A 14,347-nucleotide genomic window follows, 5' to 3' on the forward strand; every position below is an offset into this window, starting at 1 on the left:
CAGGGGACCCCAAGGGTAGGGTAGAGTTTCCTCGACGAACCCCCACAGGACCTGTCAGCTTGCTACAGTTCGAAGTGTAAGCCTGTTAGCGCTCGCGAACTCAAAGCAGACAGTCTAGCGCGAGGCTTCGATCAGAGCTATCTCACCGGGACTCAGATCGTGCAAACGGTAGACAGTAGCGTTGATACTGTCCTCGAGTTCCGCGATTTCTGCTTCGTGGGTCATCACTTCATCGGCCAGCCGGATGACGTCGTTCATGATGTGATCGTCGGCGCTTAGGCTAATCTTCTTCAGTTCTGACGCAAGTTTTTTGCCCGTTATCCGGGCTGTCACTTCGGTTCGGCTGGCCAGAACCTTCCATTGGGCAAGAATGAACGGGGCCTGTTCTGGTGCCGGGAAAATACCGGTGATTGCGGGTATACCATCTATCAGAAAGCGGAGTTCGCCCCGTTCCAGCATCGCCGACAAGGGCACTCCCGGTTTCAGGTTATACTCCAGCGCGGCGTGTCGCGCCTCCAGCTCTCTTGCAAGGCGTTCCTTCGCCCAATTGCGGCGCTCCGCACCGATCAGTCGTTTCGGCGCGGCGTCTTTCAACTCTTCAAGATCGGGCAGATCGGGGAATAGCCAATCGTCCGGGCGAGGCCGGATGCGGACAGAACCCATGCGGCGCGCGATGTCGTCCAAAGCCTGCCGCAACTGGTCATGCAAGTCTTGAAGGCGTTCGCCGTCACGAGCCAGCGCCGCACTATCTTCCCCCTCCGCGACCGGGATCGGCAGATACTTGATGAACTGCTTGTTTGCCTCGAAGTATCCGTTGTCCTTTGGCTTGGCGGTCTTGCGGAAGTAGAAGTCGCAGGGCTTTGCGTTCAGCGCGCCCAACGTGCCCCACAGGGAAACGCCCCGCGCTGGCATGATGCCGTTCACTCGGACGTTGTTGATGTAGAACGCGCCTTCGCTATCCGCCGAGACCTGCATCGAATTGACCGTTTGGGCGACCAGTAGCTTTGGCTCCTCTTGAATTCCAATGTTCTGGTTTCGCCCGAAGCGATACCATTCGTTGTCGTCAAATTTGCTGTCTTCCCGCTTTCGAAGACTACCCTCATACGATGTCAGATATGCCCAGGCATTCGGAAACTGTGAGCTCATCGCGCTGGCTGGAATGAGAGACGGGCGGTTTCCGCTGACATCGTATGGAAACAGAAGGTGCGTATCGGTCTGAGGCGTCAGGTAACGATTGGCTTCCGCGCCCGATACGAGCGGCTTCATGATTTCGTCTTCGATCTCTACCATACGCCCGCGCCTTTCGCCTTTCGGGGGCTTTTCCTCGTAGCGGTTCGGCCCAAGCCGTTTAAGGTGGTAAATCTGGTCGCCGCTGGTCTGGATGCCAACGAAGATGTTCCGCGACACGGAGGGATCATCCAGCCGCACACCGTTTTCGGTCAGCTTGTCGATTAAGTCACGTTCCGCGCCTGTCACAAGTAACCAACGATCTCCGAACGTCAGACGATCATAGGGCAAGCGGATGTCTTCGGCCTCCCATGGGCTTTCTGCCACGACACCATTTGGAGCCTTCACAACCGCCACTTCGTCATTGGGCCGTTTGGAAAAGAACATGAGCGCGGTGTAGACCGTCGCTTCATCGAAAATCTGGTGCGACCCGAAGTCGATCCAACCCCAGAGGTTGCGCCCCTCTTCGATCACTCCGCGCAGCCCTGCACCGTATTCGTTCATCTGCCAAACAGACGGAGCGATGTAGCCCAAGCGCCCGTCCTCGTTCAAAAGGTCAATGCCCTTTTCCACGAAGGGCAGATACAGGTCGAAGTTTCCGGTCTGGGTGCTGCAATAGGCCCCGCCTTCTTTGGGTGGCTTTTTCAGGTGCGCCGCCATATCGGCGTGAACTTTGCGGAAATTCTGGAGCTTGACGTATGGGGGGTTGCCCACGACAGCGTCAAAGCCGCCCTTTGCTTCCACGCCTGGAAATGCCGCTTGCCAATCGAAGGCGTTGATGCGCTCCACTTCGTCGTCGGAGTAGGGCGCAAGACCATCGTAGAACTCAGGCCCGATCAGGCTGTTGCCATCCCGGATATGTGCATCCAGCGATGACAGCGGACGATCAGACCGGGCCGTGTGTAGCCATAGGGCCAGTTTGGTGATCTCTACCGACGCAGGATTGATGTCTACGCCATAGAGGTTCCGGCGCAGGATTTCACGCACCGCGCCATCCGTCCAATCCTCTTCGGCCATCCGCTGACCTAACTGGCGGCGCACGTCGCGCAGGGCTTTCCATTCGTCCAATAGGTATCCCAGCGTCGTGATCAGAAAGGCCCCAGAGCCACAGGCCGGATCAACAATCCGAATGTCGCGCAATTCTGCTTCATAGGCTTCCACAGCCTCAATTGTTGGAAGGGCTTCCCGACGCTCTGACGGCCAGCCACAAGTGGCTTTCATGTCTTTCAGGCGTCGGCCCACGGTTTCATCCACAATGCGCTCTACGACCCATTCAGGCGTGTAGTAGACGCCATCCCGTTTGCGCTTGCTTTCCTTGTTGACCGACATGCGGCCTTCTTCTTCGGCTTCAAGGATTTCAAGTTCGGTGATCGACTGCTCAAAGATGCGTCCCAATGTGTAGAGGCCGATGCTGCGTTCCGGATCACTCTTGGCAGCAAGGGTCGTGCCTTCGTTGGCAACCCCTTCACCCCAGCTAGAGGCATAGTTGTAATTGGCGGACAAGTAGAGCAGCGTCAGGGTGTTGGCGGCAAGGCTGGCCTCGTTCTGTCCCTGTCCACGTTCACAGAATACCGAATTGGGAACCTGTAGGGCTTCAAGTTCCGGGTCAGCCGCGAACAGGCCGCCATTGAACTGGTTGATCTTGTGATCTCCGAAGGCACGGCCATCGTTCATGGCCCCAAACAGGCGCAGAAGCCATTGCCAGATGTCGTTTCCCTTGGGGTCAAAGTATTGATCATCGGCTTCGCGGATCAGGTAGTCCCGGAAAAGCTGCGGCGGAAAGCCCAAAGCACGCCCCATGTCTTCACAGAAGAATACGAAGATCGCGCGGTCGAGTATTTTTTGCGCCAGCCTGACTAGCCGCCCCTTTGTGCCTGGAAAGCGATCAGTGCCGGGTCCATTGTGTTCCAACAAGGTCCGGTAAAGGTGTTCACGGAAGGCGCGGTATTCCGCATAGAAACGGTTTTCCAACTCGTTCTGCCGGAACCGCTGTTGCCCGATGAGCGACAGCAATTCTGACCGCCCGCTGTTTCCTTGAACGATCAGCGTATCGCGGTGGAAGATGCGGTAGAACAGGAAACGGTCGAAACGTCCCTCCTCTGTCTCGTCCAGAAGGGTTGCCCGTTGCAGCAAGTCCTGCCGTTCAAGGGCAAAGCTGATAAATTGTCGTTCGCCCCGATCAGCCCAATAGAGCCGGAACTCGTTCATGTCAGTGACAAGCGCCCAAGTCGGTATGATGGCCTCGTAGCCGAACATGCCCTTGCGACTTGAAAAGAGGTAGTCGAGACCCTGCTTTACAGGGGAGCGTGAGTTGCCTTTGCGCTTCTGTGGTGCGTCTAGCGCGCTCTTGATGTCCTTGAACTCGACAAGAACTTGAGGGATAGGGTTGCTCCCATCCGGCGTAAAATGCCCAAGTGCCGCGTCCGCCTCGCCCGTGCCACCACGCTGGCCAGCACCAGCGACGGGGAAAGCGGGATAGAGCGTGTAGGCGCTTTCGCCGCCAGCCTGACCCGCTTGCACGTAATCCCATGTAGCGTGAAAGAACTCTTCCAGCAGCGCGGACTGCGCGGTCGTTTCCTTGTGAATGTCACGGTCCGCCCAGCGTTTGAGCCGGTCGAAGAGTGCGGCTTCCTCGTCACTGTCTTTGAACGTTTCGTATTCATGCGCCCAGACAGATCGCAGAAACGATCTTGATATGAACGTGTTTTGCAGTTCGCCCATTACGAGAATCCCTGACGGACAGCCCTACTGTCCCGAACGGGATGTCGGATCACTACGACTATCTTGGCTTTGGCGCTGATTCACAAGTGTTCTCAGGATCATAGGAGTGGCGGCCCGCCCATCGAGGTCCATTCATGAGGCGCGATGGAGCCTCACACAGAACACATTTGAGATCCGCAACGCCGCGTCAGCGGCTGTATCACTGAGTTCATGCAGACCACCCGCCCGACCATCGACCAAATCGAACTCGCGATGATGAAGATCGCCCAGACACTGCCCGACAATCCGGCGCTGGGGCTGATCTGGTCGCGCCTCGAAGCGATCTGGACAGAGGCAAAGGAAGGTCAGGACCGGCAGACAGCCGAACAGGCTAGTGCCGCCGCATGGTTGGCCTCACGTCAGAACGATATGGGGGCCAAAAGATCGGCCATGCCTTGAAGTGGCAGGCCTTTGCCGTAGCGCTCACGGTTAATGTCGTGGCCCATGAGGTCGGCTTTCACCCGTTCCGGGAAGTTGGCCGACAGCATCCTATCCTCGAAAGAGTGGCGCAGCGAATAGATAACGTGATCTTCTGACTCCATTAGGCCATTGGCGCGCATGTATTTTAGCTGCGCCCCCGACAGCGACGAAGGGTTATCACGATACCGAGGGAACCCCTGCGGGTGCGCCCGCGCCGCTTCAAGCGCCACCCCCACAAGCGGAATATCGCGGTTGGCCCGCTTGGTCTTAATCACCCGACCATCCGGCCTAATCTGAATGTGTGGCACGGTCGACTCCAACGCGATCCGTTCCGGCATGAGAGTCGCGACCTCTGAGGGCCGCGCCCCGGTGTTGAGGCAGATTAAAAGGATAGCCTTCGCTTCATCGTTCAACCCGTCCAGCGCGCCCGGAGCGAGGATCACGTCTTTGATCCAGTCAGACGAAAACGGCGGCGGCGAGACTGGATCGACTTTCGGCAAACGCCAGTTGCGTTTCGGTATAGGCAGAACAAGGTCTAGCCCCAGCGCGTCGATCACCGTGTGAAGTGCGTTGGTCAGCTTGTCGAAGTCTTTGTTCGCGGTATTGGGCGTCAACCCTTCGAGGTCCACACGCTCTACCCAATAAGCGCGAAATGCTATGAAATCCTCGCGTCTCAAGTTCGCAATCGCGGTGTCACCGTTGACGTCGATCCACCGGTTTAAGGCCCGCTTGAAGGGGTTCCCCCATTTGCGAATTTGGTCCTTGCTCTTGCCCAACCGCCGGTCGGTTGTCAGCTTGTAAAACTCATCCCAAACCTCCGACATAAGCAAAGGTGGTTCCTCTGCCGTCCCCAGCAGCGCGGCGGTTTCGTCGTGATCGACGCGGCCTTCCGTTGACGTGATCGCAGCAATACGCGCTAGCAACTCTTCATCTGGCAGGGCCGCAACCTCTGCGACCGGCAAATACGAGAACCCCCGGCCCCGCGCGACCTTCCGCACGGCCTCGAACGCTGCACGGGCGTCGGCACCCCGCCCATCCAGTTTGGCCTGCCAGTGCTCACACAGTGCCTTCCAAACATCCTTCGCCCTGTCTTTCGCGTCGGAATGACTATCCGTCTCAAGTGAAATGGACACTAGTCGCTTGCGGGTGTCGACTTCTTTGAAGCGTTCGGGGATACGCCGCACCAGATACCATATTTCGCCCCGTTTGGTCAGCTCCACCTCTTTGGCCACGGGCGAATCTCCTATCGTTCGGCTTTCCTTTCATACCCGGATGTCATGCAAAATGTCATGCAAAATGGCATGCAGCGGAAGAAGCCAAAACAGACAGATCGCCATAATTTCTTGGCTATTCAGGGGCTTATATGGTGATCGAGGGGGAATTTTGGCGGACCGAGGAGGATTCGAACCCCCGACCCCCTGATTCGTAGTCAGGTACTCTATCCAGCTGAGCTATCGGTCCGTGTCCGGGCGATCTATCCGGCGTGCCCAGCGATTGCAAGAGCCGCTTGAGGGAAATTTCTAACGCAGCTCAGTAGTCGCCCATCGGCAGGCAAATGCGGAAGAGTGTGCCGTCTGTGTCCGACCGCACCAGTTCCAGCGTGCCGCCATGCCCCTTTACCAGCTCGGACACGATGGCGAGGCCCAAACCTACGCCGCCCTTGCGCGCGCTGCCCTGAAACGCTTGAAACAGGAATTCCTTCGCCTTGGGCGGCAAACCCGGGCCGGTGTCGCAGACCTCGATGATCCAGTCGGCCTCGCCCGACCTGGCAGAAACCGCGATCTCTCCGGGCTGGCCGCTCCCGGCGATGGCCTGCCGGGCGTTCCGAACGAGATTCGAGATCATGCGATGCACCTGCTCGGGATCGCCCCGAATGGAGAAACTGGCCGGAACATCCGCCGACAGCGAGACATCGTCGTCACCGATGGCAAGCCGTTCGGCCTCGAACACATCCTCGACGAGTTCGGCGAGGTTGAAGCGGGTCATCGTCGGCGAGGGTTCCTCAGCCCGGCCGAAGGCGAGCGTGCTCTCGCAAAGGCTCACTGCGCGCTGAATCGAATTCACGAGCTTGGGTGCCATGCGTTTGACTGTCGGATCCTCCGACGCTTCGATCCGGTCCGTGAAAAGTTGTGCCGACGTCAGGATGTTGCGCAAATCGTGGCTGACCCGTGCCACGGCGCCGCCGAGCTGTGCCAGACGCTCTTTCTGCCGCAAGGATTGCGTGAGCTGCGTTTGAAGCGATTGCAGCGCCTCCTGGGCCTCTCGCACCTCCGTCACGCGCGATGTCGGCTGGATGATCCGGCGGGTATCTTCCGGCGAGGCCGCATAGGCCTGCATGTTCCGCACAACCGATTTGATCGTCTTCACCAAGAGCTGGCGCACCGCGATGAACAACAGGCCCGCCGTGATGACGGAGATCACCAACGACAGAAACAGGATGCGCACACCATATTCTATCATCTCTGCGCGGAGCTCGGTCGTGTCCATCGTCACTTCGATGAGAAGCCCCGCCTCGCGCGAAGGACTGCCTATGACACGCACGAGCGCGGGCTCGGGGTCGAGGAGTCGCTTCACCGCATCCATGATCAGCATCGGCGGGCCAGCTTCGCGCAGATCGTAGGTCTTCTCGATCTCGCCCGGCATCGGCGAGGACAGGACGAGCTGCCGCGCCGCATCGCGCCTCAGGACGATGTTGAAGACACCCGCGTTCAGCAACAGCTCTTCCTCGAGATCGCGATCGATCATGTCGTCGGCCAGAAGCGCGAGCGAGGCGATCTGCGCCCGCTCGAGCCGGTCGAAGAGGTAATCCTGGCGGAAACGGGCAATGGACGGGAAGAAGATAAAAACTTCCGCCAGCATCACGAACAGCACCGTGAGTATCAGAAATCGACCGGATAGCGTTCGCAGCATGAAGTTTGGCGGGCCCTCGAAAGATCAGGGCAGGTAGCGCTGCACCAGACGGACCACACGCTTTACTGCCGAAGAGTCGAACAACTTGGGGGAAAAGTAGGCTCCGGCCACCCTTTTGTTAAGCTCTCCATATGTCGGATACGGCGAAACCATGTTGGTGACCGCTTTCATCTTCACGCCATTGGCGATGGCGAAGGCCCAGAAATTGATATGCTCGCCCGCCTGGTGACCCACGATCGACGCGCCGACAGGCTTGCCGCCCGACACCATCACCTTGACGAACCCGTCGGTCAGCCGCTCGGCCTGCGCGCGATCGTTTCCGTCGTAGTCGAAGCGCACGACGTCGAGCTTCGGTCCGTGCCGCTTGCGCGCCTGTGCTTCGGTGAGGCCGACCTGCGCGAGCTCGGGCTCGATATAGGTCACCCAAGGCAGATGCGCTGTCTTTGCCTTTGCCGGCAGGCCGAAAAGCGCGGATTGGACGACAACGCCCGCGTGGTAACCCGCGACATGGGTGAATTGCAGCCCGCCGGCGGCATCGCCGATCGCGTAGACCCGCTTGTTCGTCGTGCGGAGCCGGTCGTCGACTTTCACACCGGTCCTGGTGGTCTTGATCCCGGCTGTATCCAGGTCGAGCCCGTCCGTATTGGCCCTCCGCCCGACCGCCACCAGAAGGTGCGAGCCTTTGAAGACGCGGCCATCCTCGGCCTCGACCTCGATCGCGCCTGCGGCGCCGCGCACCGTGGCGGCCTTGGTGTTCTCCTCGATCACGAGCCCTTCGCCGCGCAGCCGCTCGAGCGCAATGGCGGCGAGTTCGGGATCATCCTTGCCGAGCGCTTTCTCGCCCTCAAGCACCGTCACCTCGGAGCCGAGACGCCGATGCGCTTGCGCCATCTCCATGCCGATCGGTCCGCCGCCGATCACGATGAGATGCGCGGGCTTCTCGCGCAGATCCCAAAGAGATTCGTTCGTCAGGTAGGGCACCTCCTCGAGGCCGGGAATGGGCGGCACGAAAGGGCTCGAGCCGGTTGCGATGACGATCCGCCGCGCGGTGATCCGGGCATCCCCCGCCTCGACCGTATCCTCGGAGACAAAGCGGCCGTGTTCGCGGATGACGCGCACGCCGAACCCCTCGAACCGCTCCTGGCTGTCATGGGGCGCGATATTCGCGATGACGCCGTGCACATGGTCCTTGACCGCCGCATAGTCGATCTCCGGCTCGGCGGAACCGATGCCGTAGGTCGCCGCGTGACGCATCTCGTGGGCGATCTTGCCCGCCTTGATGATCGCTTTCGAGGGAACGCAACCGTAGTTCAGGCAATCGCCGCCCATCTTGTGCCGCTCCAGCAGCGTGACATCCGCGCCCATTTGCGCCGCACCCGCCGCGACGGAAAGACCGCCGGAGCCTGCGCCGATCACCAGAAGATCTGTCTTGATCGAGTTCATCTTACAGCTCCTTCTTGCCGCGCACGGCTTTCAGCACGATGGGCAGCGCGGCCAGCGCGCAGAGCCCCAGGATCGGAAGCAGGATATGCGGCTCGAAAATGATTCCGAGATCCGGCGTCTCGCCCCGCTCGAAGACCTGGCCAAGCCCAGCACCGACCGAAGTGTAGACCACCGCGCCCGGAATGATGCCGAGGAAGGTCGTCACCGCGAAGCGCCAGAGGGAGACACCGACAAAGGCCGGCACGACGTTCGCCACGAAAAACGGCACGGCGGGAACGAGGCGGATCAGGAAGAGCATCTCCCATTGCGTCTCGTCGATGCCGGTCTTGATGCGGCGCACGAGACCGTCAGAGGCGTTCATCTTCTCGGCCATCTTCTCGCCGAAACCCCATTTCGCGGCGGAAAAGATCGCGGTCGCGCCGATGGTGGCCGCCGTCACGTTGAAGAGCGCACCGGGAAAGGTCGCGAATAGAAAGCCGCCCGTCAGCGTCGCGATGGTCGCGCCGGGCAGCGAGAAAGCGACGATCAGGATATAGGCCGCCATGAAGACCAGAACCGTCGCGACATAATTCTCGTCGCGAAACGCCAGGAGCGCCTCGCGATTCTCTCGTAGAGTGTCGAATGTCAGGTAGTCGCGCAGCGTGAAGGCCCCGACCGCCGCGACCAGAACGATCGCGATCAATGGCAATTTGCGGACGAGCGCACTCGATCCCTTGTCGCGTTCAGTCATGTCGGTCTCCATTTCGAGGCCCCCTCGTGCATGTTGCCTGCCAAGGTACATGCGGCCGCGAGGTGCCGGGCGACAGCGCCTTCACGTCGCATTGATCGCAAGGCTGCAAAACCCCTGCCGTCGCGATGGTTTCTGTAACAATCGGCGCGGTTTTGTTGCACGGGCCAACCGCGTCTGACATGCAAGCCGAGCCGCGCAAGAAATCGCGTCGCCAGGTCAAGGCGGCGTTTGACTTGATCGCGCATCTTGCCTATAGCGCGGGCTTCAAGAGATTCATCGGCCCCGAGGCGTCGCGCCGCCGGGCCCGAGACGACGGAGACAGACACATGTCGAAACGCACGTTTCAACCCTCGAACCTGGTGCGCAAGCGCCGCCACGGGTTCCGCGCGCGCATGGCAACCAAGGCCGGCCGCAAGATCCTGAACGCACGCCGCGCACGCGGCCGGAAGCAGCTGAGCGCGTAAGCGCACCCTGCCTCGGAGACTTATTATGACGCCGCCGAAGGCCCCCGACCCTCAGGACGGGACATCGCCTTCGGCGGCTTTGTCATGCGCGGACGCTCCGACGATCACCACGATCAAGCGCCGGGCTGATTTCCTGCGTGCCGCTCGGGCTGACAAGCAAGGCACCAAGAGCATGCTGGTGCAGGGCAGGATCCGTGCGCCCGGCGAGCCCGTGATCCGCCTTGGCTTCACCTGCTCCAAGAAAGTCGGCAACGCGGTTGCCCGCAACCGCGCGAAGCGGCGCCTTCGGGCCGCCGCGCGCGAGGTCGTGGCCGAATTGGGCCGTCCGGGATGGGATTATGTCCTGATCGGCAAACGCGACGTCACCGCCGAGCGACCCTATGATGCGCTCAAATCCGATCTCGCCTATGCCCTGCACCAGTTGCACGGCAGGGCCGAATGAGCCCCCTCGCCCGCATCGTTGCCCTGCCCGTTCACGGGTATCGCCTCTTCCTGTCGCCCTGGCTCGGACGCTCCTGCCGCTTTGACCCGACATGTTCGACCTATGCGCTCGAAGCGCTCGAAACCCATGGCGCGGTGAAAGGCGGCTGGCTCGCTCTCCGGCGCATCGTGCGCTGCCATCCCTGGGGCGGCAGCGGAATCGATAACGTGCCGCCGCGCCGCAGGCGATAAAGCACCGCGAGCCCACGTTCCCGAATTTTCCTCTAGGTAAAGCTGTCGCGGCAGTGTATGTCGCGCTGAGGATCACCCCACAGCAACGAAGGAGGGGCCATATGTTTTATGCTTTTGACCTCTCCCGCACCGGAGTGTCCTTCGCGCGATCGTTTACCGGCATCCGCCAAGGGTAAACCACGCGCCTGGCAGGCCATCCCCGCCCGCCAAGCTTCGATTTTTCAGCACAGATAAATCCTGCCGCGACTCGACGTCAGACATCCGTCTTGCCCGCGCGCCGTTTCAAGGGAGCCCGCTTTTGGCGGGAGCGCCATGACCAACATTCATTACCTGACCCCGGTCGATACCCGGACGGAGACTGAAATCGACCGCATCATCGCTCGGCATGGGTTGCGGCGCGTTCTCTTGAGGACCGCGGCCAAGGCGTTCGGGTTGAAGCGGCGCAAAGCGCGGCCCATCGCTGAACACGACCTGCCCGCCTACCTGCGCGCCGATCTGGGGCTTGGAGACGGAGCGCCGCGCCCCGACGCCGTCAGGCGCGATATCCAAACCAGGCTTTGGCATAGATGGTAGACCGATAAAAAACGCCCCGGCGCACAGCCGGGGCATTGATCCGTGCAGGACAGGCAGCCCTCAGGATTCTGCCATCTCGACGATGCCGCACGCCACGCGGCCGCCTGCACCGGCCTCGGCCTGATAGCTGTCGGCGTTCTCGTGAATGATAAGGGCAGAGCCGTCGTCATCCATGATCGGCGCGGTGTCGCCGTCCATCGTCAGATGCGCCGCATGGATATCCGCGCGCACCTCGCCTGCATCCGAGGCAAAGATGTTCGGCAGATCACCGGCATGCGCCGAATCGCCGGCGAGCAGCCCGTGCTCGGACCCGTCCGGGTTGTAGTGGTCGCCAGCAGAGGTGAAATCACCCTCGCAGGCTCCGGTCTCGTGCAAATGGAAGCCGTGATAGCCGGGCTCCATGTCCGAGGCGGAGACGCGGAGCAGAAGACCTTCGGTCGCCTCGAAGATCTGCACCTCACCGACCTCCGCGCCATCGGCATTGACGAGCATCGCCATCGCAGCCGGGCTCATCTCGCCTGAAGCATCGCTTTGCGCATGGGCCATGCCAGCGGCGAGCGCAGCGGCGCAGACAAGGGATCTGGTAAACATGAATCTCATCTCCTCATTAAGATAACTCGGACCCAACAACGTGGCGCAGCCTGTGTTCCCATTTCGCTCTTCGCTTCCCTTCGCCTGCGCCTTTTGGCATGAGAGGCGACATGTTCGACAATGCCGATGACATCCATCCGCTCTTCGAGGGCGCGCCGAAATCGACGGAGTTCAAGAAGCTCCGCAAACGCATCGTGCAAGGCGTGCGCGAGGCGGTGGAACACTACGGCATGGTCGAGCCGGCAGCAGAAAAGCAGAAATGGCTCGTCTGCCTGTCGGGCGGAAAGGACAGTTACACGCTTCTCGCGGTCCTGCATGAGTTGAAATGGCGCGGACTTCTGCCGGTCGAGCTTCTGGCCTGCAATCTCGACCAGGGACAGCCCGGATTTCCCGCGACGGTTTTGCCCGAATTTCTTGAACGCATGGGCGTGCCGCACCGGATCGAATACCAGGACACCTATTCCATCGTGAAGGAGAAGGTGCCGGCGGGCCGAACCTATTGCGCGCTCTGCTCGCGCCTGCGCCGCGGCAACCTTTACCGCATCGCACGCGAGGAAGGCTGCACCGCCGTCGTTCTCGGCCATCACCGCGACGACATCCTCGAGACGTTTTTCATGAATCTCTTTCACGGCGGACGGCTTGCAACGATGCCGCCGAAGCTCGTGAACGAGGAAGGCGATCTCTTCCTCTTCCGCCCGCTCGCTCATGTCGCGGAAGCCGATTGCGAGAAGTTCGCCCACGCGATGAAGTATCCGATCATCCCGTGTGACCTCTGCGGCAGCCAGGACGGCTTGCAGCGCCAGCAAGTGAAGCAGATCCTCGACGGATGGGAGCGCAACAGCCCCGGACGCAGGCAGGTCATGTTCCGCGCGCTGATGAACGCGCGCCCGTCTCATCTTCTGGATCCCAAGCTCTTTGATTTCGCCGGTCTCAGCATCGGCACGCCCAAGGAGCAGGAGGCGGAGCCGGAGATCCCCGAGCTGCGTTAATCGGGTCTTCAACGAATCGCGCCTAGTGTCGCCCGGAACAAATTGGAAACATCCAAGGGCCGGCTTTCATGTGGGAACAGATCGCGCGACGGATACGTGTGGCATGGCGCGCGCTCTTTCGCCCGCCGGCCGCTGAAGACGCGCGTGGGGGCCCGGGCCTGGAGGCAAAACGTATCGTCGGTGTGGACGGGTTTCTTTCTCGGGCGGACCTGCTCTGGTCGCGGCCTGGCGGCGCGGGCCTCGTGCCGACCTGTGTCATCCTGGAAATACGCGGACTGGCCGAGGTCGCGACCGAACTTGGCCAATCCGTCTTGCGCGATGCGCGGACACTCTGCCGCGACCGGCTCACCGACATGCTCCGTCCGCATGACGTTGTAGCACTGATCGGGGATGTCCGCTTCGCCATCGCACTGGCCTTGCCCGCCGATCAGGCAAAGCTGTTCGGCCGCCGCGTCGAGGCTGCGCTGGACGAGCCGCTGACACTCTCCGGGCAAAAGTTTCGCCTGTCCGCACGTCTCGGGATCGCGTCGGCACCCGGCAGCAGGCCACCCGCTGCCGATTGCCTCGCCCGGGCGGAGGATGCGCTCGACCGGGCGCTTGTCCGCGGCAATCAGGCCGTCGCCGTCTGGACCCCCGGCATCGCGCGCGACATCGAGGCGCGCCGCGATCTGGCGCGCCAGTTGGCAACCGCGCTCGAGGCCGGTGAAATCGTGCCGTGGTTCCAGCCGCAGATCTGCACCTCCAGCGGACGGGTCAGCGGGGCGGAAGCTCTTGCTCGATGGCAGCATCCCGAACGCGGCGTGCTCCCCCCATCGCAGTTTCTCGATACGCTACAGCGCTCCGGTCGGATCGAGCGCCTCGCGCGGACCATGATCACCGGCACGCTCGAGGCGCTGGCCGCCTGGGATGCCGCGGGGCTCATCGTACCCCGCGTTTCGATCAATCTCGGCGCGGCAGAGCTGACCGACCCCACGCTCGTGACTTACTTGAAATGGGAGCTCGACAGGCACGGGATTTCTGCCGACCGGCTCGCGATCGAGATACTTGAGACCGTCGTGGCAGATATGCGCGACAACGCTGTGACCGGAACCGTGCGGCAACTCGCCGGGATCGGCTGCGGCATCGACCTCGACGATTTCGGGATGGGTGCCGCGCCCCTGACCACACTGCGTGCGCTTCCGATCCAACGCATCAAGCTCGACCGAAGCGTCGTGGCTCAGGTCGACCGCGATCCCGCGCAGCGGCGCATGGTCACGGCCCTTCTCTCACTCGCTGATCGGCTTGGCCTCGAAACTGTCGCCGAAGGGGTGGAGCGCGCGGCGGAACATGCTCTACTGGCGCAGCTCGGATGCGATCACGTTCAAGGCTTCTGCATCGCCCGACCCATGCCCGCGCAGAAGTTCGCGGAATGGCTGCCCGCCCATGAGGCCCAGATCATCAAGGCGCCGCCTCTACCGCGCCGCGCGTGACCGGGCCAAGCCGGCAAAACGCGGTGCCATGGTTGAGCCGCGTGCCCGGCGCCCGGCGCACGCACACGGCCGGCAAGGATAACAAGACCAATGGCACGA

At 61.4% G+C, this 14,347-nt stretch carries 13 protein-coding genes and 1 tRNA gene; 7 read left to right on the plus strand and 7 right to left on the minus strand.

The window, feature by feature from the left end; genetic code table 11:
- Window positions 1-114 precede the first annotated feature (114 nt).
- Window positions 115-3,948, minus strand: coding sequence for an Eco57I restriction-modification methylase domain-containing protein (locus tag FIU91_RS16525; protein ID WP_152463309.1), 3,834 nt, complete (start codon window positions 3,946-3,948; stop codon window positions 115-117).
- Between the two features lie 210 nt (window positions 3,949-4,158).
- Between FIU91_RS16525 and FIU91_RS16530 the strand changes: the two genes are divergently transcribed.
- Window positions 4,159-4,386: a hypothetical protein gene (locus FIU91_RS16530; RefSeq protein ID WP_152463310.1), complete on the plus strand. Its 228-nt coding sequence runs from the start codon at window positions 4,159-4,161 to the stop codon at window positions 4,384-4,386.
- Here the strand turns inward: FIU91_RS16530 and FIU91_RS16535 are convergent.
- The 5 genes from FIU91_RS16535 to FIU91_RS16555 all read right to left on the minus strand — a co-directional run bounded on the left by FIU91_RS16535 (window position 4,347) and on the right by FIU91_RS16555 (window position 9,490).
- Window positions 4,347-5,639, minus strand: a complete 1,293-nt coding sequence (locus FIU91_RS16535) for a DUF6538 domain-containing protein (protein ID WP_152463311.1) — start codon at window positions 5,637-5,639, stop codon at window positions 4,347-4,349. The two genes, FIU91_RS16530 and FIU91_RS16535, sit on opposite strands and share 40 nt — an antisense overlap.
- Window positions 5,640-5,791: 152 nt before the next feature.
- Window positions 5,792-5,868, minus strand: a tRNA-Arg gene (locus FIU91_RS16540).
- A gap of 69 nt (window positions 5,869-5,937) precedes the next feature.
- Entirely contained in the window at window positions 5,938-7,317 is a 1,380-nt protein-coding gene (locus tag FIU91_RS16545; protein WP_152463312.1) for a HAMP domain-containing sensor histidine kinase, read from the minus strand.
- A gap of 24 nt (window positions 7,318-7,341) precedes the next feature.
- Window positions 7,342-8,760, minus strand: a complete 1,419-nt coding sequence (locus FIU91_RS16550) for an NAD(P)/FAD-dependent oxidoreductase (protein ID WP_152463313.1) — start codon at window positions 8,758-8,760, stop codon at window positions 7,342-7,344.
- Between the two features lies 1 nt (window position 8,761).
- Window positions 8,762-9,490, minus strand: a complete 729-nt coding sequence (locus FIU91_RS16555) for a TVP38/TMEM64 family protein (RefSeq protein WP_152463314.1) — start codon at window positions 9,488-9,490, stop codon at window positions 8,762-8,764.
- A 326-nt stretch (window positions 9,491-9,816) separates the two neighbouring features.
- On the opposite strand from FIU91_RS16555, the gene rpmH reads away from it, so the two are divergent.
- From rpmH to FIU91_RS16575, 4 genes are all read left to right on the plus strand, one after another.
- Window positions 9,817-9,954 (plus strand): 50S ribosomal protein L34, encoded by a 138-nt coding sequence (rpmH, locus tag FIU91_RS16560; RefSeq protein WP_093009249.1) that lies wholly within the window; start codon window positions 9,817-9,819, stop codon window positions 9,952-9,954.
- A 25-nt stretch (window positions 9,955-9,979) separates the two neighbouring features.
- Window positions 9,980-10,396 carry a ribonuclease P protein component gene (rnpA, locus tag FIU91_RS16565; RefSeq protein WP_152463315.1) on the plus strand — a complete coding sequence of 139 codons (417 nt, stop codon included), beginning with the start codon at window positions 9,980-9,982 and terminating at the stop codon, window positions 10,394-10,396.
- Window positions 10,393-10,626, plus strand: coding sequence for a membrane protein insertion efficiency factor YidD (yidD, locus tag FIU91_RS16570; protein WP_093008837.1), 234 nt, complete (start codon window positions 10,393-10,395; stop codon window positions 10,624-10,626). Before rnpA ends, yidD begins: the two co-directional genes overlap by 4 nt.
- Before the next feature lie 312 nt (window positions 10,627-10,938).
- Window positions 10,939-11,199 carry a hypothetical protein gene (locus tag FIU91_RS16575; RefSeq protein WP_152463316.1) on the plus strand — a complete coding sequence of 87 codons (261 nt, stop codon included), beginning with the start codon at window positions 10,939-10,941 and terminating at the stop codon, window positions 11,197-11,199.
- Window positions 11,200-11,259: 60 nt separating this feature from the next.
- On the opposite strand, the gene FIU91_RS16580 is transcribed toward FIU91_RS16575, so the two are convergent.
- Window positions 11,260-11,790: a superoxide dismutase family protein gene (locus tag FIU91_RS16580; RefSeq protein WP_254701991.1), complete on the minus strand. Its 531-nt coding sequence runs from the start codon at window positions 11,788-11,790 to the stop codon at window positions 11,260-11,262.
- Between the two features lie 110 nt (window positions 11,791-11,900).
- Between FIU91_RS16580 and ttcA the strand changes: the two genes are divergently transcribed.
- Both ttcA and FIU91_RS16590 read left to right on the plus strand, forming a co-directional pair.
- Complete coding sequence (gene ttcA / locus FIU91_RS16585; protein WP_152463318.1) at window positions 11,901-12,779, plus strand: tRNA 2-thiocytidine(32) synthetase TtcA; 879 nt, start codon at window positions 11,901-11,903, stop codon at window positions 12,777-12,779.
- Window positions 12,780-12,847: 68 nt separating this feature from the next.
- Window positions 12,848-14,248, plus strand: a complete 1,401-nt coding sequence (locus FIU91_RS16590; RefSeq protein WP_152463319.1) for an EAL domain-containing protein — start codon at window positions 12,848-12,850, stop codon at window positions 14,246-14,248.
- Window positions 14,249-14,347: the final 99 nt, after the last annotated feature.

It is taken from the genome of Roseivivax sp. THAF30 (genome assembly GCF_009363575.1).
Classification (GTDB): Bacteria; Pseudomonadota; Alphaproteobacteria; order Rhodobacterales; family Rhodobacteraceae; genus Roseivivax; species Roseivivax halotolerans.